Consider the following 24,616-nt stretch of genomic DNA (forward strand, 5'->3'; position numbering starts at 1 on the left):
TACTACTAAACCAAACTCAAATGAAAGAAAACAATCTAACTTTAGGAGAATTTATTATTGAAAATCAAAAGGAATTTCAATATTCATCCGGCGAATTGTCGCGCATTTTCAACTCCATCAAATTGGCCGCAAAAGTAGTCAGCTACAAAGTGAACAAAGCTGGATTGGTGGATATTATTGGAGGTGTCGGAGAGAAAAATGTACAAGGCGAAGATCAGCAAAAACTAGATGTCTATGCCAATGAGGTTTTTATTAAAACACTAATCAATAGAGAAATTGTATGTGGTATTGTTTCTGAAGAAAACGACGATTACATAACCGTTAAAGGAAATGACAACAGCAATAACAATAAGTATGTCATTCTGATGGATCCATTGGACGGTTCTTCAAATATTGACGTGAATGCTTCTGTAGGAACCATTTTCTCCGTTTATAGAAGAATTTCAGAAGTAGGAACTCCAGTAACACTAGAAGATTTTTTACAACCAGGAACTGCACAAGTTGCTGCAGGATATGTACTTTATGGAACCTCAACTGTTCTCGTTTACACCTCTGGACACGGCGTAAATGGTTTTACCTTAAATCCCGCCATAGGAACTTTCTACTTGTCTCATCCTAAAATGACATTCCCAAAGGATGGAACCATTTATTCTGTAAATGAAGGGAACTATATACATTTTCCACAAGGAGTCAAAAACTACATCAAATATTGCCAAACCGAGGAAGGCGATAGACCTTATACTTCTAGATATATTGGAGGATTAGCTCCAGATATTCACCGAAATTTAATAAAAGGAGGTATTTATTTGTATCCAACGAGTACCAAATCGCCTCAAGGGAAATTACGTCTTTTATACGAATGCAACCCTATTGCTTTCATAGCAGAACAAGCCGGTGGAAAAGCCTCAGATGGGTTTTCTAGAATTATGGAAATTGTTCCAACCGCATTGCACGAAAGATGTCCATTCTTTTGTGGAAGCGCCAATATGGTAGATAAAGTGGAAGAATTTATGCTCGATGCAAAAATGAGTAAATACTAAAAAAAAAATTAGATTGCAGAATTTAGATTTTAGATTTGTGATAATCACATAAAAAAAGCTCCTTTCGGAGCTTTTTTTATTCTAAACTTAAAGTAATTTGACCGTCATCGTCGAGTTGAATTTCTCCTTCCTCAATTTCAGTATTGCCTTGTACTTCTAAATCCTCAGCAACTACTTCTTCAGGCTCTTCATAAGGCAAAGGCTCCAACAAATTGACTTGTTTTAATTTCTCAGTAGTCAATTGATTTCCGAGTGCTTTCAGTCCTTTTACAGCAATGAAACTCTCTATGTCAACCGTTTGATTTTCTTTTTGAACGCCTTTTACTTTCGCAAAAATCAATTCTGCAACTGGACGGTAATCGGTTGAAACAATTTCAAGTTGTGATTTAGGGTGTTCTGTGATAAAAGTCTCTTCTTTGTTTTCGTTTTCAATCAAGAACCGTTTGATGTAATAACGTTCTTTTTCGCCATCATAATAAATGGCCGAAACTGGTTTCTTTGGATGCCATTTTTCTAAAACCACCATATCTTCATCGAAATGAGTGGCCAATTCTGGAATGATAACTTTCAATTTTCCGGTTTGTGAAATCACAAGAATCTTATCATTTGGTCTAAACTCGCCCAATAATTCACCTCTGGCATCGACATTTAATTTTTGAACCGTATCGTCAAACCAAATTTTTCTTGGTTTCAGGGTCGAAATTCCTTTTTCCTTGATTTCAATTTTCTTGATGGGGTATTTAGAAACCAAATTCCCTTTGGAAGCACGTCCTTTTATGGCTGTGTTGGCAAAATCCACATCCCACTTCAGTTTTTTGATACTTCCTATTTGGCGCAAAATAATCGTAATTACTTCGGCTTCCCCATTTGGATTACAAGTAAAATAAAGAATTTGAGAACCTTTGGTTTCATTGGTTAAATCATATAATTTATCTCGAGTCACTCCCGAAACATTGAATCGTTTGATGTAAGATGGTCCCGATTTTCCATCACGATAAATCATATTGTATATCGTGCGTTTGTCACCTTTATCAAAAACAGCCACATGAATAATATCTTTTCCAACAAATTTTTTATCATCGACTTTGCAAATCATCATATTTCCGTCACGCAGAAAAACAATTACATCGTCAATATCGGAACAATCTGTAACATATTCGTCTTTTTTCAATCCTGTTCCGATGAAACCTTCTTCCCTATTGACATAGAGTTTGGTGTTTCGCAAAGCTACTTTTGTTGCTTCAATATTATCGAAACTGCGCAATTCAGTTTGGCGTTCGCGTCCTTTTCCGTATTTCTCTTTTAATTTGGTAAAATATGCAATGGCAAAATCGGTAAGATGCTCCAGATTGTATTCTACTTCTTTCATTTCGTCTTCCAACTTGGCAATCAAATCATCCGCTTTGTCTGAATCAAAACGGGTAATACGAATCATCGGAATTTGAGTCAATCGCTGCAAATCGTCATCGTTTATTTCACGAACGAATGATTTTTTGAAAGGCTCAAATCGGTCATACATATATTTGTAAAGCGATTCTCTATCAGAATACAATTTGAAATCAATATACATTTCTTCACGAATGAAGATTTTTTCCAAGGTCGAAAAATGCCATTTGTTTTTTAATTCCTCTAATTGAATTTCTAATTCCTGACGAAGCAAATCGACCGTTCTTTCAGTCGAAATTTTCAACATATCCGAAACACCAACAAACAAAGGCTTATTATCTTCAATCACACATCCCAAAGGCGCCACCGAAGTTTCGCAAGCCGTGAAAGCAAACAGTGCATCAATGGTTTTGTCTGGTGAAACGCCGGGATACAAATGAATTAAAATCTCGACTTCGGCAGCCGTATTGTCTTCAATTTTCTTGATTTTGATTTTACCCTTTTCGTTGGCCTTCAAAATACTGTCAATCAAAGTCGTGGTGTTGGTTGAAAACGGAATTTGGGTAATCACCAAAGTATTTTTGTCCAACTGCGCAATTTTGGCACGAACACGAACTCGTCCGCCACGCATTCCGTCATTGTAATTAGACACATCGGCAATTCCCGCTGTCATAAAATCAGGATAGAGTGTAAAGGATTTCCCTTTCAGAATCTTAATCGAAGCGTCAATTAATTCGTTGAAATTATGGGGTAAGACTTTAGTTGAAAGACCAACCGCTATCCCTTCAGCTCCTTGTGCCAAAAGCAACGGAAACTTCACCGGAAGATTATTCGGTTCGGCACGACGACCGTCATAGGAAACGCCCCAATCGGTAATTTTTGGCGAATACAAAACTTCCAAAGCAAATTTTGACAAACGGGCTTCGATATAACGAGAAGCCGCTGCTCCATCGCCCGTGAGGATATTTCCCCAGTTTCCTTGGCAATCTATCAATAATTCTTTCTGTCCAATTTGCACCATCGCATCACCAATACTCTGATCTCCGTGCGGATGGTATTGCATCGTGTGTCCAACAACGTTCGCCACTTTGTTGTAACGACCGTCATCCAATTCTTTGAGCGAGTGCATAATTCTACGCTGAACGGGTTTGAAACCGTCCTCAATAGCCGGAACGGCACGCTCCAAAATTACATACGAAGCATAGTCCAAAAACCAGTCTTTGTACATTCCGGTAACCTTGGTAATGGTGTCTTCTGCGTTTTCGTCGTTCTCATAGAAATGTCCGCCTTCAAAATGTTTGGCTTCCACTTTTATAATTCCATCCTCATCGCTATCTTCTTGATTTCCATCAATGGGATTCTCTTCCGAATTATTTTCTTCGTTTGGAATGATGTTATCGTCTTCTTCGTCTTTCATTTATTTTGAAATCTTTTTTAGATTTTAATTTCTTCTAAAGTGTCTAATTCCACTTTCAAATTCTTGATAATAAAATCTTGTCTGTCTGGCGTGTTTTTACCCATATAGAAAGACAATAATTGCTCGATTGAAGTGTTTTTGTCCATCATAATGGGGTCTAATCGAATAGTATCACCAATAAAATTCTTGAACTCGTCTGGCGAAATCTCTCCTAAACCTTTAAATCGGGTGATTTCTGGTTTTGGTTTCAATTTTTCGATGGCATCTTTACGCTCTTCTTCCGAATAGCAATAAATTGTTTCTTTCTTGTTTCGAACCCTGAAAAGTGGTGTTTGCAAAATATACAAATGTCCTTCCTTGATTAATTCTGGAAAAAACTGGAGAAAAAATGTAATCAACAACAACCGAATGTGCATACCGTCGACATCAGCATCGGTAGCGATTACAATGTTGTTGTAACGCAAGTTTTCCATATCGTCTTCGATATCTAAAGCCGCTTGCAAGAGGTTGAATTCTTCGTTTTCATAAACAATTTTCTTGCTCATTCCATACGAATTCAAAGGCTTTCCACGCAAACTAAAAACGGCTTGTGTATTCACGTCACGAGATTTGGTAATCGAACCCGAAGCCGAATCTCCCTCGGTAATGAAAAGCGTGCTTTCAAGATTTCTCGGGTTTTTGGTATCGGTCAAATGTGCCCTACAATCTCTTAATTTCTTGTTGTGCAGATTGGCTTTTTTGGCTCGGTCTTTGGCTAATTTTCGAATACCTGACAATTCTTTACGTTCTCTTTCGGCCTGCAAAATTTTGCGCAATAAAGCATCGGCCGTTTCTGGATTTTTGTGTAAATAACTGTCTAATTTATTTTTTACAAAATCATTTACGAAAGTACGAACCGACGGCATTCCGGGTTCGGAACCAATTTCGGTAGAACCCAGTTTAGTCTTGGTTTGCGATTCGAAAACAGGCTCCATTACCTTAATGCTGATTGCAGTAACGATAGATTTTCGAACATCTGAAGCTTCAAAAGGCTTGTTATAATATTCTCGAATGGTTTTCACGATGGCTTCACGATAAGCTGACAAATGCGTTCCTCCTTGCGTGGTGTTTTGTCCGTTTACAAACGAGTGGTATTCTTCGGAATATTGGGTTTTGCTATGCGTTAAAGCAATCTCGATATCGCCTTCTTTTAGATGAATGATAGGATATTCTAAATCTTCAACACTGATGGTTTCTTCCAACAAATCTTTCAATCCATTTTCAGAAAAATATTTTTCACCGTTGAAAATAATGGTCAAACCATTGTTGAGATAACAATAATTTTTGACCATTCGAATTACATATTCCATTCGAAATTTGTAATTTTTGAAAATAGTTTCATCGGGTGTGAAAGTAACTTTGGTTCCTTTTCGCTTGGTGGTATCGATAATTTCTTCCTCCAAAACCAAATTTCCAGCCGAAAATTCGGCCGCTTTTTGCTTTTCGTCACGTACGGATTCTACACGAAAATAATCCGACAAGGCGTTCACCGCTTTAGTTCCGACACCGTTCAAACCAACTGATTTCTGGAAAGCTTTTGAATCATACTTACCGCCAGTATTCATTTTCGAAACTACATCTACGACTTTTCCAAGAGGAATTCCACGTCCATAATCGCGAACCGAAACGGTTTTGTCTCTAATGGTTACTTCGATGGTTTTACCAGCACCCATCGCAAATTCATCGATACAGTTATCGAGGACTTCTTTAACCAAAATATAAATACCATCGTCTGGCGAGGAGCCGTCTCCCAATTTCCCGATGTACATTCCGGGACGCATTCTTATGTGTTCTTTCCAATCGAGGGAACGTATGTTATCTTCGGTATATTGATTTTGTTCGGACATTTAAATTTTGTGATTTTGCGCTAATATAGTGAAATTTGACAAAATTAAAAAATGGGAAATATCAAAGTTATTGACAAAGTAATTAGCAAATACAAATAATATTTATTGATACTGGCAAAAAATTCCTGTATCGGTCACTGTCCACAAACTAGCTTTTTGATTGGCGGTTTTTAAAGCGTTATTAGCCCAGGTATTACACGTAAAAAACAAGTTGTAACTACCATTTGCCTCATAAAATGCGTCTCTATTCCCATAAGAATTTCCAGAAATCCATTGTACATTTTGATCAGAATCCAATTTAAAACTTTCAGAAATATAAGTTATTAATTTTTGATATTCTTGAGAAGAAATTTTGATTTTCTTGCAACTCGCGTTTTCATTCATTTTTTTGTAAAATGTGGTATGCATTGCAGAAGAACTCAAACCAAAAGCTGCATTGAATGCCGTAATCGCCTTCAAATCAGACCATTCAGACGTATTAAGATAAAATCCTTTGTCTCCCCAGCCAAATGCAAGATAATTGACCAAACTATCTTTTGATTTAGTTTGATGGAAACGAATTTCTTTCGACCAATCTTTAATTTCATTTTTTATGGGAACTACAATATCCGTATGAACGCCATTCGACAAAATAAATATTTCAATTGGCTTATCTTTTTGAGAAACATCAGAATTGACCGAAATCATAGAAATTGATAGTGCCGAGATAATGTATAAAATAAAGAAACTAATTATTCCTAAAAGGTTCCAACCTATAATTTTTAGGCTGTTTTTTACTGATTGCATACGAATAGTTTTTGGGTTCAAAAAACAGAAAACAATTTTCGAGCCAAAAAAAATTTACAAACCCTTAATAATCTCCTTCAACTGATCATCTAATTCTTTATTTGAAATCATACCCTTTTCCACATCAAAATTATCGTTGAAACTGGGCAAAGAAAAAACAGCTTTTATATCGGCATTAAAACGAGGAAAATTGTTTTTGGCAATTTCAAGAACACTCGCTCCGCCTCTGCCTCCAGGAGAAGTTGCCATCAAGAGCATTGATTTTTCCTGAAATATTTTTCCGTTGATTCTCGAACACCAATCCACAAGATTCTTGAATGCTGCCGAATAATTACCGTTGTTTTCGGCAAGGGAAACAACTAAAAAATCAGCACTTCCAATTTTATCCAAAAATGCTTTTGCCAAAGGATGTTGCCCAATTACAGCTTCTTTATCTACACTGAACAACGGCATTTCGTAATCGTTTAAATCCAATACTTCTAATTCGGCATTTGCAAACAATGAGGAAGCGTAAGTCGCTAATTTTTTATTGATGGAGTTTTTGCTGGGGCTTCCTGCAAAGGCTATGATTTTCATATTTTTTTGTTTTAAGCTAGATTAATTGTTTTGCACTTTTCTGTATTCAAATTCTCCGCCAAGTTTTTTTAAATTTAAAATACGTTTAAATTCATTTCTTGAAGGTTTAATTATAAAAGACGAAGAATCTATCATTGTTGATTTTATTTTTGTCAACGAATCCATTCTTTTTAAATCTTCTTTAGAATAGATGAATTTGATTTTGAGTCTGTTTTTTTCCAAACTAATTGATTTTATTTTCCAAAAAATGGAATCCTTGTCGTTAAGAACCAATTTTCCATCAAATCGTTTGGCTTTATGGGTATTCGAAAAAATAAAAAAAGTGTCAACTCGTTTGTTTGAAAATTCAATGGAATCTTTTAGAAATTTAGCCACATAAACATCTTGATTGAATTTTGAAATATACTTGTCCCCTACTTGATCAAAATCCAGTTTTAAAGAATCGAACTCCTTTTTATGAAATTTGAACCGGTTAAAATATTCTTTTAAAATAATATTCTCTTTAATATTCAAAAAGACAGAATCAGAATTCACAAACAATCCCTGAAATTTATTTGGAATTTTGGACAATTCCGCATCATTTATGGGTTGAGGATTTTCGAAATAAAAAGTAATTCCTCTTGGCTCTTCGGCTCTTTTGCAAGAAAGGAAAGCTAGAATTCCTAACATTAAAATAAGTTTTTTCATTTGTATTTTCTTTAGACTAAAAGTAATAAAAATTGAAACACAAATTAAACAAAAAAAACTGCCCAATTGCTTGAACAGTTTTATAAAAAATGAGATATTTTTTCTACAAATCAAAAGACCAACCGGCAATTAAATTTAGACAGTTAGTTTTAACAACTCCCGATATACCATAATTAAAAGTACGATCAACTGTGTTTTGTAATCCTAAATTATCTCTAATTTCTATTGAAATTTTATTCTTATCATTTAATTCAAATGATTTTCCAAATCCAAAAGAAACCCCATAATCTCCCGAAACATCTTCGGCTAAAGGAAAATTATATATTGAATTAGAGGAGTAAAGGATACTACCTCCACTCTTATTTACAAAACTTGACTCTTTTTGATAGTTTTGCAAAAACGAAATAAAAACACCTCCACTAACAAAATAAGATTTGTTATGACCAAAGCAATATTTCAAAAATAAAGGGATTGAAAGATACTTATACTTATTATTTGTTTCGGCATTGATAACATCCCTTTCAATAATCCCCAATTCACTTATATAATCAACTGTAAAGTCGGTATTATAATGAATTATTTTTTGCTCTAAATTCAAGCCAGTACCAAGAGTTACACTTTTATTTATTCTGTATTCGAAACTAATACCTGCTTGAAAACCAAATCCTGGTTTAGTTTCTTGAACAAAATCACTTCCTCTAAAACTAGTATAATTGGGCCCAAAAATAATTCCTAAACTATACTTGCTTTGAGCAAAATTTACATTATTAAACAATGTAATAAAGAAAATAGTGAATAAAACTTTTTTCATTTAATTACACATTAAACCTAAAGTGCATCACGTCGCCATCTTTCACAACATATTCTTTTCCTTCGACTTTGAATTTTCCAGCTTCTTTAGCTTTAGCTTCAGAACCATAATGAATGTAATCTTCAAACGAAATCACTTCGGCACGGATGAATCCTTTTTCGAAATCGGTGTGGATTACTCCTGCCGCTTGTGGCGCAGTGGCTCCAATGTTGATAGTCCAAGCACGAACTTCTTTCACACCTGCGGTAAAATAAGTTTGTTGTTTTAATAATTTATAGGCGGCACGAATCAAAACCGATGCTCCTGGCTCAGTCAATCCCATATCTTCTAAGAAAACTTGACGTTCTTCGTAGCTTTCCAATTCTGTGATATCGGCCTCTGCTCCTACCGAAAGAATGATTACTTCGGCATCTTCGTCTCTCACCAATTCACGAACTTGATCTACATATTTATTTCCGTTCACGGCCGAACTTTCGTCCACGTTACAAACGTATAAAACCGGTTTGGTGGTAATTAATTGAAAAGTCTCCATCAAAACTTCTTCGTCATTACTTTGTGGAGTTACAGTTCTAGCGGATTTTGCTTGCAAAAGTGCTTCACGAATCCTATCTAATAGTGCTTTTTCTACTTGAGCTTCTTTATTTCCTGTTTTGGCGGCACGATTTACTTTTTCAAGACGTTTTTCAACCGTTTCCAAATCCTTTAATTGCAATTCGATATCGATGGTTTCTTTGTCACGAATTGGATTTACATTCCCGTCAACGTGAACAATATTATCATTATCAAAACAACGCAAAACGTGAATAATGGCATTACACTCTCTAATGTTTCCAAGAAATTGGTTTCCCAAACCTTCGCCTTTACTGGCTCCTTTGACAAGACCTGCAATATCAACGATATCAACGGTCGCCATTTGAACGCGCTCTGGTTTTACCAATTCTTCCAATTTATTGATTCTTGGATCGGGCACATTAACCACTCCTATATTGGGCTCGATGGTACAAAACGGAAAGTTAGCACTTTGCGCTTTGGCATTGGATAAACAATTGAATAATGTTGATTTTCCAACATTTGGTAATCCTACAATTCCTGCTTTCATTATATGATAATTTGTTTAAAAGTGTGCAAATATAAGATTAAAAAAATGTTTGATGGCATAATGAAACTATTTATCCTTCAATATTATTATTTTCTAAATATTGATTTAACAGAATTATTACTTCATTTTAAAAAATTCATTTTTTAAAATATTGATTTTAATTTATTTGCAATAGTCTCCAAAAGAATAAATAATTTTTAATCATATTGTTAAAAAAACATTAAATTGCAACCAATTACTAAAACTAACCTAAGTATATCTATGAAAAAAACTACTTTATTGCTATTATTGTTGCTAAACGTCACGTTTCTTTTTGCTCAAAAAGAAATTTCAGGAGTCGTAAAAGACAATTTGGGTAACGTTTTACCCGGAGTAAACGTATTTGAAAAAGGAACTAAAAACGGAATTTCAACAGACGCTGAAGGAACTTACAAGATCAAAGTTCAAGAAGGAGCATCTCTTGTTTTTAGTTATATTGGATTCAAATCTATTACAAAAGTAGCCACTGATGCTACAATAGATGTTGTATTAGAAGGAGAATCGGAACAGGTTCTAAATGAAGTTCAAATTGTAGGTTCTAGAAATTCTAAAAGAACTGTAGTAAACTCAGCTGTTCCCATTGATATTATTAGCGTAAAAGACGTAACAACACAAAGCGGAAAAATTGAAATTAATGAACTGCTTCAATATGTCGCTCCTTCCTTTAACGCTAACAAACAATCAGGTTCAGATGGAGCCGATCACGTAGATCCAGCCTCATTAAGAGGTATGGGACCTGACCAAACTTTAGTTTTAATTAACGGAAAAAGAAGACATCAATCGTCATTGATAAACCTTTTTGGAACTCGTGGAAGAGGAAATACAGGAACCGATTTGAATGCTATTCCAGCATCTTCTATCAAAAGAATTGAAATTTTGAGAGATGGAGCCGCTGCGCAATATGGTTCAGATGCCATAGCAGGTGTCATTAATATTGTATTAAACGACAATATTAATGAACTTACAGGAGCTGTTTCTTATGGGGTTTATAATACTGATGCTCAAGGCAATTTTCCTTTCGGAACAGCAAACACAGAATTATTTAGATTAGACACCAAGGGAAATGGAAACAGTTTTGGCAAAAGCAAAGAATTTGATGGTGCTTCTACAAAAATCACAGCAAATTACGGAATCGGATTAGGCAAAAAAGGAGGCTATGTAAACCTTACTGGTGAGTTTTTGAACAAAGAAAAAACCTTAAGACCAGGATTCGATTTTAGAAAAGGTTTTGGTGAAGCTAGTATTACTGGTGCTAATTTTATGGCAAATTTATCACTTCCTGTTACTGACAAAATTGACTTTTATGCTTTCGGAGGTAGAAATTACAGAGATACAGATGCTTATGCTTTTACGAGAAACGATGGAGAAAGAGTGGTTGAATCAATTTATCCAGGCGGTTTCACCCCAAGAATTACTTCAATAATTATTGACAATTCTATCGTAGCAGGTTTTAAAACCAAAACTGCTAGTGGTTGGAATATCGATTTAAGCAATACTTATGGTAAAAATGTTTTTGATTACACCATCAAAGGAACTTTAAACGCTTCACTAGAAAGTGCTTCTCCAACTCAGTTTGATGCTGGTGGACACAGTCTTAGTCAAAACACTTTAAATTTAGATTTTTCTAAAAACTATACTTCAATATTCGAAGGAATGAATCTTGCTTTTGGCGCTGAGTACAGAACAGAGAACTTCGAAATTTTTGCTGGTGAAATTGGATCTTATGCAACATATGACACTAATGGAAATCCAATAACCAACCCGTTAACTCAAAGCGCACCAATCGACCCAATTTCAGGAGAATCTAGACCTGGCGGATCACAAGGTTTCCCTGGTTATAGTCCAAAAAATGAAGTTGATGAATCACGTTCTAATTTCTCTGCCTATGTAGATACTGAATTTGATATTACTAAAAAATTCCTTGTGAGTGCAGCCCTTCGATTTGAAAATTACAGCGATTTTGGAAGCACCATAAATGGTAAAATTTCCTCAAGATTTAAAATTTCTGACAATATTAACTTGAGAGGATCTATCAGTACTGGATTTAGAGCCCCCTCGTTAGCTCAAATTTACTACAATACTGGTTTTACCAATTTTAGCAGTTCAGGAGCAACGGAAGTTTTACTTTCTGCCAATGATAGTCCTGTAACCAAAGCTTTTGGCATAGAATCATTAAATGAAGAAAAAGCATTAAATGCCTCATTAGGATTTACAGTAACTAAAGGAAACTTTACTGCAACAATTGACGGTTATATGATTAATGTAAAAGACAGAATTGTATTGACAGGCTATTTTGATGCCACTTCTTTAGGATTGAATGTAGATGCAGCTCAGTTTTTTGTGAATGGAGCCGATACTAAAACAAGAGGTTTAGATGTTGTATTAGCTTGGAAAAAGAAATTTGATGAAAACTCTTTTGGTGCGACACTAACAGGAAACATTAATCATATGGAAATTACCAAGGTTAAAAATGGAACTCTTGATGAACAAACTTTCTTTGGAGAACGTGATAAGGCTTTCTTATTGGCATCAGCTCCTGAAAGTAAATTTGGTTTAAACCTTACGTATGATCGAAAATGGTTTAATGCTGGTTTATCATTTACCAGATTCAGTGAAGTGAAACTATTAGACTATCAAATGTATGAAGACGTAGCTGATTATGGTACATTTGCCGATCAAAAGAAAGCAGCAACAGATACTTATAGTGCAAAAATGGTAACTGATTTAACTTTTGGTTTTAGACTTTCAAAATCTTTCAAATTAAGCGTTGGTGGAAACAATATTTTCAACATTTATCCAGACCAACAAGATGACTGGGTTGAAGCTGGAGGATATTGGGATGCAGTTCAAATGGGATTCAGCGGTGCCTACTACTATGCTAGATTAGGATTTAGCTTCTAAATTCATTCTCAAAAATTTATAAAAAGGCTGTCCAAAAATTACTTTTCGGACAGCCTCTTTTGTTTGTAACAGTTTTATATCTGATTTTGTCTTTTAATTTATGACTCATCGTCCGGCAATAGATTCGAATATCTTTTTTTTGCTAAAGGAAATCTTGTGCCGTCACTTTCAATAAAATCGGACTTATAGTATTTCAAGACTTATTCGTCGAAAAAAGATTGGAGTTCTTTTTGTTCAATTTATTTTTAAAAAAAACTCGCTTAAATTACTTCAAGCGAGGTTGGAAATGAATCTAAAAACTGTTTATTTTTTAATAATCTTTTGAGTAAATGAACCTTCATTGGTAGTCACTTTTACTAAATAACTTCCTGAATTTAAATTGCTAACATCAATGCTTTCAGGATTATTAGAGATACTTTTTACTAATACACCTGTAATGTTATAAATTAATACATTTTCTATTTTTTGATTCGAAGTCAAATATAAGCTATTCGATACAGGATTTGGATACAAAGTCAGTTTTGGAGTTTCAAGGTTTTGTGAAAGACCTAATGTAGCATATGCTGTCTTGATGTAGAATAAATTTGCTGAATTAGATTTTGCAATCGTGTGGCTTCCAGCAGCAAGAGATATTGTAATTACACCAGATGCATTAGTGTAATTTGTTCCGTCAACTTTTAATTGTGCAGTTGGGTCAGTAGTTGATGTGTTCATTACAAGAGTCAACGTGCTTGCTTGTGTTGTTGTGAATGTTATAGTCGTAGCACTTTCCATTTTCAAACACTGAGTTAATGTTAATCCATCATAAGTGACAGTTCCTTTAGTAGTCGAAAGATTTCCCGAAATAGTATAGAAAGTACTTGATGAGCCTGATGCTGTGAAATTATGTATTTCGTCACTAGGAGTGGCGCTTCCTACAACAATTGACCCTGTTAATGTTACTGGTGTTCCAGAAGTTCCATTAGTAACAACAGAGAAAGTAACATCAGCTGTTGGACTTCCCGAAATTGTGATTGTTTTTGCACTAACATTTTTTACGGCACTGATTCCAGCTGCGGTCAATTCTGTCAATTCTGGTATGTTTGCATCTGTGGCATCTCCTCCCCAAGTATAGATAATGTTGCTAATTGCGCTTCCGATTGTTATTGTTTGATTAGTATTGCTTGTTGAAGTTAGCGTTTGTGTATTGGGTATTGCAGGTGTTTCTCCTTGAACAAAGACTAATCCAGTGGTATAATTTGTTAAAGCTGATTTTAAAGCTACATTTATATCAGATAAAACATCATCGACAGCATTATTAAACGTCCATTTTAAATCACCTCCAGAAACGCGACCTGAGTATTGAATTACTTTGTCTTTGGCTACTGCTGGTTCGTCAATGATTAAGCTTTTTACGTATAAAGTCGGGTCAGTATCAAAATTGTTATAAGCATTTGCCCCTAGTTTAGAAGTGATGCTACTGCTAATTACCTCTCCCCTAGTTGTGGTTTCAATTGCGTCAAATTCAATTGGATTGCTAGAGGCATTATAAGGAACATAGCGTGTTTGACCGCTCATAGTATTATTAAATGCTTTGATCGTTCCTCCAGCTTCACCTGAAAAAGTACCTACAGCACCGTTATAAACGTCTGTACCCTGCTGAGAGGTAAGCATTGGGTATTTGCAATTTCGGAAAAAATTTCCTTCCATAAATACAGAGGAACCCAATGTTGAACCCGCTCCGTATTTCGAATTACCATCATAATAATTGTTATAAACGTGCGCAGAATAATAACGAACTCTTGGATGACGAGAATCAGAATGATCGTACCAGTTATGGTGGTAGGTTATGTATAATCCAGAAGTAGTTCCTTCGCTTAGTCCCAAAAGATTACATTTTCCCGAATCCCAAAAATGATTATACGAAAATGTTACATAAGTTGATTTTTTGCAATCCATGGCTCCGTCTCCTTTAATTTGATCAGCATCGCCACCAGGTGAACCATAAAATAAATCGCAATTGTGAACCCAAATATGATCGTTGGCTTGTTGTAAGCCAACATTATCCCCTTCAGCGGCATCGGTAAGCATAAATCCAAGATTTCGTATTTCAATATTGGATCCTGTTTTGATTCGGATTCCCCATCCATTGGCAACGGCATCAGTTCCAACTCCTTCAAGGGTAATAGAGCTCGATGCGTTATTTTTGTTTTCAATGACAATATCTCCATTCCAAGTTGTTGTTGGAGTGGTAATATTTCCTATCAAACGAACCACTAATGGGCGTGTGTCTGAACCTTTTTTAAATCCGTCCAAAATAGTTTGTAGTCCTACACATGGGTTTGTTGTTGCGCCAGTAACATTCATTGTAATTGTGTTTTTGGTATTTTGGGTTATATACAAAACCACCGCTCCAGTTTTAAGAGTACCATCAAGATTATATCCTCCGGGAATGCGACCGCCAGCAAATGCAAACCCCGTTCTGTCTTGAGCCAAAACAGTCAAACTAGCTGTTGTAGTTCCAGCACCTTCAACACTTGAAATAACAGGTTTTATAGTTATTGTATAATTTCCAGCTGCAAGCCCAAGAACATCAGCTCGAAAATAAGTTCCATAACTACGAATAAGTTGGTCCTCGATTTTTTTATTAGTTTGTCCTCCGCCAGTATAATAAACATTATAGCTATCGGCTCCTGGAACAGGTGACCACTCTACAAAAGCAGATTCGAGCCAACCTGATGATTTAGTAATTGTTTGAGAGAATAAATTCCCTGAAAAGAACAAAACTACTAGGCAAAATAAAATTTTTTTCATACTAATAAATTGAGTTGAGGTTACTATTTAATTTTTTTTGTTTGGGGATATTATATAGCAATACATTTTAAAGCATCAATGTAATCGATTGCGCAAATGTAGAATTATTTTTTTGATGCTACAAAAAATATGCAGATAAAATTGTGATAAAATAATTTTATCTGTATTTTGATAAGAAATATGCTAATATTATTCAATTAGAGGTTTTAAGACATGCCAATAGAAACGACTTTTTATACCCAAAATAAAGAATCATAATTTTCATCAAAAAAAGTTTGATAAACTAGAGTTATATTTTTAGATAAGAAAGATTTTAACTCTATTTAAGACATTTAAAAGGGATGCTTTTAGAATAAAATCCGTCGCTTAAATTTGCAGTTACTTATTTATGATTAACCAGAGAAAAAGATATTTAAGGATTTACAATCGAAGTGTAAGTTGTGTATTCAATATTCATTTAAAAAATAGCAACAATTGTAATTATAGAAAAATATAACCACAAACTTAGAATTGCAAGTAAGAAACAATTTAACTGTGATTCCTACTAAAAATGGGATTACGTTAGAATAATCCAACTCAATACAATTAAAATCATAATTATTATTTTGAAATCAATCCATCCACCATAACTAATTTTCTATCTGCCATATTAGCTAATTCTTCGTTGTGGGTTACAATTACGAAAGTTTGTCCAAATTCGTCACGAAGTTTAAAAAACAATTGGTGCAGATTTTCGGCTGAATGCGTATCGAGATTTCCCGATGGTTCATCGGCAAAAATAACAGCAGGCTTGTTGATTAAAGCTCGTGCAACGGCTACACGCTGTTGTTCTCCACCCGAAAGTTCGTTGGGTTTGTGATTTATTCGATGAGACAAACCAAGATATTCCAATAATTTTTTAGCTTCGATTTCTGTTTCTTGTTTGGATTTATTGGCAATGAATGCAGGAATACAAACATTTTCTAAAGCGGTAAATTCAGGTAATAATTGATGAAATTGGAAAATAAAACCCAAATTCAAATTTCTGAATTTAGATAAAATTTTGTCGCTCATTGTCAAAATATCTTGACCATTGATACTCAATTCTATTCCGTTTTCAATAGAGGGTTTATCCAATGTTCCTAGAATTTGCAAAAGCGTAGTTTTTCCAGCTCCCGAAGCACCTACGATAGAAACGATTTCTCCTTTTTGAATGTGTAAATCAACTCCTTTAAGGACGTGAAGTTGGTCATAATATTTATGTATGTTTTTTGCATGTATCATTATTGGGAACAGTTTTCACAAAGAAACAAAGATTTTAGCTGATTTCTAAAATTATCTTTCGACTTTAAGGTTAAATAAAATCTAAAATTATTTTTGGCATTGGATTTGTATCTTTGTTTTGAAAATTTATTAAAATGGCAGAAGAAGTTATAGTAGAAAAAGAAAGTTATAAAAACAGAAATCTTATTTTAGGAATTGTATTCGATGCAATTGGAATGCTATCTTTTTCAATTCCTTTACTTGGAGAATTCTCGGATGTGGTTTGGGCTCCAATTGCAGGGTTTATGATGACTTGGATGTATAAAGGAACTGTTGGAAAAATGGGTGGTATTTTTACTTTTCTAGAAGAAATCATTCCGTTTACAGATTTCATTCCTTCTTTTACCTTGACTTGGATTTACAATTATTGGATAAAAAAAGAAAAATAATTAATGCTCTTAATTTTTAAAAATAAACCCCAAACCCATACTTTTTAGCATTTTTTTCGAAAAAGGAAAGAAAAATTTAGACTGACCAAAAAGCCATCCGAAAAACATTAACAAAAAAGGATACAAGGGTAAAACCAAAAGAATTAGAATTAAATAATACGGAATCCAATGGGTGTTTTCATTATTAATGCCCAGATATTTCATCGCAAAACCAGAAATTCTAGCCGATAAAGAACCGTTTATGGCAAAAACCACAAAAATAATTACAAACTGAAAATTGGATTCAATTCCCCAGCGTTTTTTCAAATTCTCCATATTCATTCTAAAAAATAACAAATATAGTGAGATTATCTAATTGGGACATAACCATCTAGTTTTTGTTTAAAGGTGTTTTGAAAATAAATCATATAATTGTAAATTAAGTAGTTCACTTCATATCCATAATGGATAAATGGCTCATAGTTGATTCTCATTTCATACAAATTAGGATTATATCGTTGCGGTTGCATTACACGATTGTTCCATTCATTGACATAAATTTGGTTTTTGGTTTCCAAATAAGTTAGCGAATGAAAATTTCGAGGTTGAGCCATACTTGCAAGCCAAGTACTAAATCCGGGATCTATAATAATAACTTCATATTCTAGAGAATCATTGGCAATTCTTATGGTGTCATTCTTAATTTTTACAGTGTTTTTTGCAACTTGAATCGTATCGTTTTTGAATGTCAGGTTTTTTTCTGAATTAGAAACAGTCGTTTTATTGCTATTGCAACTTACAATCAAAAAAAGAGTCAAAGCTAGTATGTAGAAATAATTTTTCATTTTGAAAAAGTAAATGATAAAGTTACAAAAACATAAGATTGAATCGTAATTTTTAGATAAAAAAAGTCGTTTGCTTTCTACAAACGACTTTTTTAAAAAGGTATATTCAATTATTATTTCCCAAAAAGTTTGCTTAATAACCCGCCAAATCCAGCACTATTTTTACTCACCGCAGCAATAGCATCACTCATTCCTACTTGTCCATCTCCATCTTGATCTAGACCAAATTGTCCACCGTATTTTGAAACGGCATCCATCAAACCTGCACTATTTCCGCCAGAAATAGAACCAATTAAATCAGAAACATTAAATTCAGGTTGATTTGGGTCTTGTGCTTTGTTTACTAATCCGCTTAATACCTGAGGAATCAATCCATCAGCAACACCACTAGCCGTTTCTGAAGATATTCCAAATTTAGACCCTAAATTATCAGTTACTTTTCCAGCTAATTCTTTTACAACAGGATTGTTCATATCTATTGGAGATTTTCCAGAGAGCATTCCAGCCAAATCGCCAAAATTTCCACCTGCAACCATATCTTGTAAACCCAAAAGAATGGAGCCTCCAGCTTCAGTCATTACTGCTTCATTGTGTTCATTTGGAATAGCATTATTTTTCACAACTACTTCATTTCCGTATTGTTGTACTAATTGCGTTAATTGTTCAAACATAGTTTGTAAATTTAAAATTGAATCCAAATCTAATAAAAAAAGCTCACTATTAAAATAAATTAATAATGAGCTTTATATAGTTAACTTAAAATTATTATCCTAAAATACTAATAATTTGTGACGCTAATTCAGTTCCAATTCTGTCTTGAGCTTCTCCTGTTGCAGCTCCAATGTGAGGAGTCAACGAAATTTTTGGGTGCATCAAAATAGCCATTTCTGGTTTTGGTTCGCTTTCGAAAACGTCTAAGCCTGCAAAAGATACTTTTCCTGAATCCAATGCTTTGATTAAAGCAACTTCATCAATAACACCACCACGAGCGCAGTTTACAATTCCAACACCGTCTTTCATAGTTGCTAATGCTGCTTCGTCCACGATATAACCATCTTGAGCAGGAACGTGCAATGTGATGAAATCAGCTTCTTGAAACAACGATTCCAATGATTGAGTAACGATTGTTGTTGTAATAGATTGTCCATCGAAAAATTCTACTTTTACATCTACTTGTGGAATAAATCCATCAGTAGCGATAACTTTCATTCCTAGACCAAGAGCCATTTTTGCTGTAGCTTGACCAATACGACCAATTCCAACAATTCCAAGTGTTTTTCCTCTTAATTCAACTCCATCAGCATATGCTTTTTTCAAACCATTAAAGTTAGAATCTCCTTCAAGAGGCATATTTCTGTTAGAATCGTGCAAGAAACGAACGCCAGAAAGCAAGTGAGCAAAAACCAATTCAGCTACCGATTCTGATGAAGAAGCAGGCGTGTTGATTACGTGAATTCCTTTGCTTTTAGCATAATCAACATCGATGTTGTCCATTCCAACACCACCACGACCAATAATTTTCAATCCTGGACAAGCGTCGATTATATCTTTGCGAACTTTGGTTGCACTTCTAACTAAAACTACGCTTACGTTGTTTTCGTTTACGAAATTAGCCACTTGTTCTTGAGCTACTTTTGTTGTTATTACTTCAAATCCACCTTTTTGTAAGGCTAGAATTCCACTTTCTGAAATTCCGTCATTGGCTAATACTTTCATTTATTTTTTTAATTAAAAGATTAAATTTTTAAACTGCTTTTTCCAAAGCTTGCATTACATCTACTAAAACTTGCACGCTTTCAATTGGCATTGCGTTATAAATAGAAGCTCTGTAACCACCTACTGAACGGTGTCCTGGCAATCCAGAAATTCCAGCTGCTTTCCACATTTTGTCAAATGTTTCGGTGTGTTCTGGATTTGTCAATAAAAAAGTAGCATTCATAGTAGAACGATCTTCTACTACTGCAGCCCCTTTGAATAATGGGTTTCTGTCAATTTCTCCGTATAATAAAGCCGCTTTAGCATCGTTCAATTTTTCAACTGCTGCTACACCACCTTTTTCTTTGATCCATTTCATTGTTAATAATGAAGCGTAAACAGGAAAAACAGGAGGAGTATTGTACATACTTTCTGCTTTGATATGTTTTGCATAGTCTAACATACTTGGAATAACTCTTCCGTTTTTACCAAGAATCGATTCTTTGATAACTACCAAAGTAGTCCCAGCAGGTCCCATATTTTTTTGAGCACCAGCATAAATAATATCGAATTTAGAAAAATCTAAAACTCTTGAAAAGATATCAGAACTCATATCGCAAACTACAGGAACAGTAGTCGTTGGAAATTCCTTCATTTGAGTTCCAAAAATGGTATTGTTACTGGTACAGTGAAAATAATCGGCATCACTTGGTATTTCGTAACCTTTAGGAACATAAGTATAATTATCTTCTTTGGAAGAACCTACAATAACAGTTTCTCCAAAAAACTTAGCTTCTTTTATAGCAGCAGTTGCCCAAGTTCCTGAATCAAGATAAGCAGCTTTTCCGTTTTCTTTCATCAAGTTATAAGGTGCCATCAAAAATTCCATACTAGCTCCGCCAGCAAGAAAAAGAGCTTGATATCCTTTGCCTTCTAATCCTAAAAGTTCTAATGCTAATGCACGTGCCTCGTCCATAACGGCAACGAAATCTTTACTTCGGTGTGAAATTTCTAAAATAGACAATCCTGAATTATTGAAATCTAAAATAGCTTGTGCTGATTTTTCAAAAACTTCTTGTGGTAAAATAGATGGTCCTGCGCTGTAGTTGTGTTTTTTCATGGTATAATTTATGTCCAAAAAATTAAGTTGCAAATTTCGGAAATCAGAGTTGAATAAGCATTAAATAATTCGAAATAATTCGCTTATTTTTTTCTATATTGTTAACAAAAACGATATTGTATCAACATTATCTGCATAATCCCATAAATTTGGCCTTTGAGTGTTGCCAAAGTCAATGCTGTTTTCGACTAACTTATTACTTACAATACACTGAATTTGTTCGTTTTCAGATTGTAGCCGAGTTTGTAAATCTTCGATTGAATCATAGTATTCGTAAAAAACACTAGAAATAGGTGAAGCATAACTATTGTCTTCTTTAATAGTCAAAAATCCATTGTCCAATAATTTGAAATTACTCATCAAGAAAACGGCCTTGTTGTAATCATAATTATTAGCATATTTTTCATAGTGAATGATGTCTTGGTATTTGAAAATGGCCTCGAAAAAAGCATCAAAAGAATAGCCTTTTGGCACAAAAAGTTTCGAAACATTGCGGCATCCCAATCCAAAATACCTAAAAATATCTTCTCCCAAAGCAACGAGTTGTTCCTTTGTTTCCTCTCCGTTTAAAACAGCAACTGAATTTCTGTTTTTTCGAATAATACTTGGTTTGTCTTTAAAATAATATTCAAAATAACGTGCTGTATTATTGCTTCCAGTGGCTATAACGGCATCAAAATTCTCTAATTTTCCTTCGACGAAAGTGATTTTGTTTGCCAATTCAGGTTCAATTGCAATGATATATTTTGCTAAAAAAGGCAATAAATATTGGTCATTTGAAGAAGTCTTTATCAATACATTATTCCCAGAAATCAATACCGATAAAAAATCGTGAAATCCAACCAACGGAATATTTCCAGCCAAGATTAAGCCAATGTTTTTGGGTTCGTTTATTTCGATTGAATAGCCCGAGAGCCATTTCTCTAGATTTGCTTCCGAAAGAGCTGATGCCCAAGATTGGATTGCAAAATAGACGTTTTCTGGAGTGTACCAGCCATTATGTGATTGTGAAAGTAGAATTAAATTTTCAAAATCTTCAAAAAACAAATCATTAAACAAAACTGTAGAGTCTTTTCTGTTTTCTTGCTCGGAAAATTGGCTTAAAAATTTTCCTAATTCAATAAATACTCTTTTTTTATCGTTTTGTGCCATTTCTAATTTGTTTATGAAAAGTTTTGATTGTAATTTTGTGCAAAAATAAGGATAATTATTTCGAAAGTCTTCAAGTAAAAGCGAAATTGACCTTAGTTTATGATTATGAAACTTTAAACCAAAAATAGTATGGCGATTATTATAACCGATGAATGTATCAATTGTGGTGCCTGTGAACCAGAATGTCCAAATACTGCAATTTACGAAGGAGCAGATGATTGGAGATATAAAGATGGTACAAGAATTAAAGGAAAAGTGGTTCTTCCTTCTGGAGAAGAAGTGGATGCTGATGCTGCTCAAACTCCAATTTCTGACGATATTTATTATATTGTTCCTGGAAAATGTACTGAGTGTAAAGGATTTCATAAAGAACCTCAATGTGCGGCTGTTTGTCCTGTAGATTGTTGTATTCCTGATGAAAATCACGTAGAAAGCGAAGAAACTTTATTAGCTAGACAAGCATTTTTGCATAACTAATAACGATTATTTTTACAAAAAAATAAAATCCTGAATTTAACGTTCAGGATTTTTTTATGGTTCATAGTTTAAGGTTTAATCTTCAAAAAAGAGACAGTCTGAAAATTAATTTTCGAACAGCCTCTTTTATTTTATAATAATCTCCTTTTTAGAATTAATTTTCACCACACAATAGGGTGTTGTGATTTCCTGACTAGCATTCGAACCCGATTCTGGCGCAGTTTCTTTGAGGGTAATAATTATATTTTTATCGGTTTCAACAGCACTTTCTATGCTAATTTTATATCCTCCAGAAGTTTTTTCACCCATATTCAAAACAATGAAATTTGAAGTTTGAATATCATTAGGTTTGATTTTATTTTTTAATTTTTCATCATTTTGAAGCATTGCAATTTCCTTTTCATCAGATAAAATTTCAAAAAAACGAATGCTTGCTCCTCCATCAGCTTGATTGGTTAAGACTTCATACAAAGAATTCGAATCTGATTTTTTGGGAGAAGAGGCTCCGCAGGAAACCAAAAGGAGTGTTACAAAGAATAAAACTATTTTTTTCATGAAAATTTATTTATCGCTTTATGATATAACTCTTCATATAAGGGTAAGATGTTTTCGATATCAAATTGCTTTGCAACCGATAACGCATTTTTTTTGAATTTATTTAAAGTAGCATCGTCTTTCAATATTTTCAGAGCATTTTGAGCCATTTCATCTGTATTGCCTTTATCGCTCAAATAACCTGAAATTCCATCAAAATTCACTTCGGGCAAACCTCCAGAATTACTCGAAATTACTGGAACGCTCCACGCCATTGCTTCGAGAGCTGCAAGTCCAAAACTTTCGGTTTCGGAGGGTAATAAGAACAAGTCAGTATAACTCAATATTTTGTCTATTTCATTACTGTTTCCAAAAAAAATAACTTTGTCTAAAATACCCAATTCTTGGCATAAATATTCGGCTTTTTCTTTTTCTGGTCCATCGCCTACCATCATTAATTTAGCTGGGATTTCTTGTTGAATTTTATAAAATATTTGAATTACATCAGGAATTCGTTTTACCTTTCTGAAATTACTAATATGAGTAATAATTCGCTCCTTTTCTGTTGCCATCACCGAACGACGGCAAGAAGTAATTGCTTCTGTTTCGTGTTTATCCAATTCTATAAAATTCGGAATGACCTGAATTTCATTTTTAATATTGAATAATTTAAGTGTATCTTCTTTCAAACTTTGGGAAACCGAGGTCACAAAATCGGATTTATTGATGCTGAATGTCACTGCAGTTTTATAAAACGGATGATTGCCCACCAAAGTAATATCGGTACCGTGAAGCGTGGTAATCATGGGCAGATTTATCCCTTCGTCTTTGAGCATTTGCTTAGCCATATAGCCCGCATAAGCGTGTGGAATAGCATAATGAACGTGCAATAATTCTATTTTATACAACTTCACCATATCGACCAATTTGCTCGACAAAGCCAATTCATAAGGCTGAAAATGAAACAAAGGATATTCTGGCACATTCACTTCGTGGTAATGCACATTAGGATTCAGCAATGCCAAACGCACGGGTTGACTATAGGTTATAAAATGAATTTCGTGACCCCTACGAGCCAACTCAAGACCTAATTCTGTAGCGACAACGCCACTTCCTCCGAATGTTGGATAACAAACAATTGCTATTTTCATGTTTTACTTATAATGAAATGAAATAGGGTAAAGAAAAAACTTAATAGTTTTTTAGAAAAAACGACTGTGCCAACTATCCATAGCTGGAACTTCCCAAGATTCGTTGAATTCTTCGATGTTGTTGACCAAATTATTAAAAACAATGGTGTTCTCGGTAACAGCCTTTTCTTTAGCCATTTTTTTGAAATCTATCAACGATTTATGCGCAATGTGTTCTCCGTTTTTGAAAGTCACATTCATTTTATCCAACAAATCTACATTGTATTTTTGTTCTAATTTTTGGATAAACTGCACTGATTTATCAATGGAACAACCTGTGGCTGCTTGTACCTCTTGGTTTACAGCAATTATAATGAACCGATTGTATTTCAATTGATAAGACGATTCTAGGCTTACGCTGTGTGCTTCCCAACTGTCAAGAAAAGATTTTACATCGGTTTCTATTTCTAAAAATTCTGCGTCAGAGAATTTTCTGTTGGATTGATAAATCCAAATTTTGGAGTCTTCTGGTAAATTTTCGAAAGGAACGTACATTTGATTTTATATTTATG

At 34.3% G+C, this 24,616-nt stretch carries 22 protein-coding genes; 4 read left to right on the forward strand and 18 right to left on the reverse strand.

Annotated elements, in window-relative coordinates:
* Positions 1-20: 20 nt before the first annotated feature.
* Positions 21-1,040, forward strand: coding sequence for a class 1 fructose-bisphosphatase (fbp, locus tag C3L50_RS04715; protein ID WP_103804987.1), 1,020 nt, complete (start codon positions 21-23; stop codon positions 1,038-1,040).
* A gap of 76 nt (positions 1,041-1,116) precedes the next feature.
* Here the strand turns inward: fbp and C3L50_RS04720 are convergent, their stop codons facing one another.
* The 7 genes from C3L50_RS04720 to ychF all read right to left on the reverse strand — a co-directional run bounded on the left by C3L50_RS04720 (position 1,117) and on the right by ychF (position 9,688).
* Positions 1,117-3,843, reverse strand: a complete 2,727-nt coding sequence (locus C3L50_RS04720) for a DNA gyrase/topoisomerase IV subunit A (protein ID WP_103804988.1) — start codon at positions 3,841-3,843, stop codon at positions 1,117-1,119.
* Positions 3,844-3,860: 17 nt separating this feature from the next.
* Positions 3,861-5,729 (reverse strand): DNA topoisomerase IV subunit B, encoded by a 1,869-nt coding sequence (locus C3L50_RS04725; RefSeq protein ID WP_103804989.1) that lies wholly within the window; start codon positions 5,727-5,729, stop codon positions 3,861-3,863.
* Positions 5,730-5,831: 102 nt separating this feature from the next.
* Positions 5,832-6,515: a TIGR02117 family protein gene (locus C3L50_RS04730; RefSeq protein WP_103804990.1), complete on the reverse strand. Its 684-nt coding sequence runs from the start codon at positions 6,513-6,515 to the stop codon at positions 5,832-5,834.
* Between the two features lie 54 nt (positions 6,516-6,569).
* On the reverse strand, positions 6,570-7,091 hold the full coding sequence (locus C3L50_RS04735) for an NADPH-dependent FMN reductase (RefSeq protein ID WP_103804991.1): 522 nt from the start codon (positions 7,089-7,091) through the stop codon (positions 6,570-6,572).
* 21 nt (positions 7,092-7,112) lie between these two features.
* A complete protein-coding gene (locus tag C3L50_RS04740; RefSeq protein ID WP_103804992.1) occupies positions 7,113-7,778 on the reverse strand; it encodes a hypothetical protein in 666 nt (221 codons plus the stop codon).
* A gap of 103 nt (positions 7,779-7,881) precedes the next feature.
* Positions 7,882-8,589 carry an outer membrane beta-barrel protein gene (locus C3L50_RS04745; protein WP_103804993.1) on the reverse strand — a complete coding sequence of 236 codons (708 nt, stop codon included), beginning with the start codon at positions 8,587-8,589 and terminating at the stop codon, positions 7,882-7,884.
* A 4-nt stretch (positions 8,590-8,593) separates the two neighbouring features.
* On the reverse strand, positions 8,594-9,688 hold the full coding sequence (gene ychF, locus C3L50_RS04750) for a redox-regulated ATPase YchF (protein WP_103804994.1): 1,095 nt from the start codon (positions 9,686-9,688) through the stop codon (positions 8,594-8,596).
* Positions 9,689-9,949: 261 nt separating this feature from the next.
* Between ychF and C3L50_RS04755 the strand changes: the two genes are divergently transcribed.
* The gene (locus tag C3L50_RS04755) at positions 9,950-12,628 is read left to right on the forward strand and encodes a TonB-dependent receptor (RefSeq protein WP_103804995.1); all 2,679 of its coding nucleotides are present in this window, start codon (positions 9,950-9,952) and stop codon (positions 12,626-12,628) included.
* A gap of 303 nt (positions 12,629-12,931) precedes the next feature.
* Here C3L50_RS04755 and C3L50_RS04760 read toward each other — a convergent pair whose 3' ends face one another.
* On the reverse strand, positions 12,932-15,421 hold the full coding sequence (locus C3L50_RS04760; protein WP_103804996.1) for a pectate lyase family protein: 2,490 nt from the start codon (positions 15,419-15,421) through the stop codon (positions 12,932-12,934).
* 600 nt (positions 15,422-16,021) lie between these two features.
* Entirely contained in the window at positions 16,022-16,684 is a 663-nt protein-coding gene (locus C3L50_RS04765; RefSeq protein WP_103804997.1) for an ABC transporter ATP-binding protein, read from the reverse strand.
* 134 nt (positions 16,685-16,818) lie between these two features.
* Between C3L50_RS04765 and C3L50_RS04770 the strand changes: the two genes are divergently transcribed.
* A complete protein-coding gene (locus tag C3L50_RS04770; protein WP_103804998.1) occupies positions 16,819-17,112 on the forward strand; it encodes a hypothetical protein in 294 nt (97 codons plus the stop codon).
* 9 nt (positions 17,113-17,121) lie between these two features.
* Here the strand turns inward: C3L50_RS04770 and C3L50_RS04775 are convergent, their stop codons facing one another.
* The 6 genes from C3L50_RS04775 to C3L50_RS04800 form a co-directional block, all read right to left on the reverse strand.
* Entirely contained in the window at positions 17,122-17,427 is a 306-nt protein-coding gene (locus C3L50_RS04775) for a DUF6787 family protein (RefSeq protein ID WP_103804999.1), read from the reverse strand.
* A 32-nt stretch (positions 17,428-17,459) separates the two neighbouring features.
* A complete protein-coding gene (locus tag C3L50_RS04780; protein WP_103805000.1) occupies positions 17,460-17,936 on the reverse strand; it encodes a DUF6146 family protein in 477 nt (158 codons plus the stop codon).
* A gap of 113 nt (positions 17,937-18,049) precedes the next feature.
* On the reverse strand, positions 18,050-18,607 hold the full coding sequence (locus tag C3L50_RS04785; RefSeq protein ID WP_103805001.1) for a hypothetical protein: 558 nt from the start codon (positions 18,605-18,607) through the stop codon (positions 18,050-18,052).
* 94 nt (positions 18,608-18,701) lie between these two features.
* Positions 18,702-19,652, reverse strand: a complete 951-nt coding sequence (locus C3L50_RS04790) for a D-2-hydroxyacid dehydrogenase (protein WP_103805002.1) — start codon at positions 19,650-19,652, stop codon at positions 18,702-18,704.
* Between the two features lie 28 nt (positions 19,653-19,680).
* The gene (gene serC, locus C3L50_RS04795) at positions 19,681-20,751 is read right to left on the reverse strand and encodes a 3-phosphoserine/phosphohydroxythreonine transaminase (protein ID WP_103805003.1); all 1,071 of its coding nucleotides are present in this window, start codon (positions 20,749-20,751) and stop codon (positions 19,681-19,683) included.
* Between the two features lie 93 nt (positions 20,752-20,844).
* Positions 20,845-21,903, reverse strand: coding sequence for an acyl-CoA reductase (locus C3L50_RS04800; protein ID WP_103805004.1), 1,059 nt, complete (start codon positions 21,901-21,903; stop codon positions 20,845-20,847).
* Positions 21,904-22,032: 129 nt separating this feature from the next.
* Here C3L50_RS04800 and C3L50_RS04805 point away from each other — a divergent pair, with 129 nt between their 5' ends.
* Positions 22,033-22,380, forward strand: a complete 348-nt coding sequence (locus C3L50_RS04805; protein ID WP_103805005.1) for a 4Fe-4S dicluster domain-containing protein — start codon at positions 22,033-22,035, stop codon at positions 22,378-22,380.
* Between the two features lie 126 nt (positions 22,381-22,506).
* On the opposite strand, the gene C3L50_RS04810 is transcribed toward C3L50_RS04805, so the two are convergent.
* The 3 genes from C3L50_RS04810 to C3L50_RS04820 are packed head-to-tail and all read right to left on the reverse strand — an operon-like array spanning position 22,507 to position 24,599.
* Positions 22,507-22,935, reverse strand: a complete 429-nt coding sequence (locus C3L50_RS04810) for a protease complex subunit PrcB family protein (RefSeq protein ID WP_103805006.1) — start codon at positions 22,933-22,935, stop codon at positions 22,507-22,509.
* The gene (bshA, locus tag C3L50_RS04815; protein ID WP_103805007.1) at positions 22,932-24,065 is read right to left on the reverse strand and encodes an N-acetyl-alpha-D-glucosaminyl L-malate synthase BshA; all 1,134 of its coding nucleotides are present in this window, start codon (positions 24,063-24,065) and stop codon (positions 22,932-22,934) included. Before bshA ends, C3L50_RS04810 begins: the two co-directional genes overlap by 4 nt.
* A 51-nt stretch (positions 24,066-24,116) precedes the next feature.
* Positions 24,117-24,599, reverse strand: a complete 483-nt coding sequence (locus C3L50_RS04820) for an ABC transporter ATPase (RefSeq protein WP_103805008.1) — start codon at positions 24,597-24,599, stop codon at positions 24,117-24,119.
* Positions 24,600-24,616 lie beyond the last annotated feature (17 nt).

It is taken from the genome of Flavobacterium alvei (assembly GCF_002920895.1).
Lineage (GTDB): Bacteria > Bacteroidota > Bacteroidia > Flavobacteriales > Flavobacteriaceae > Flavobacterium > Flavobacterium alvei.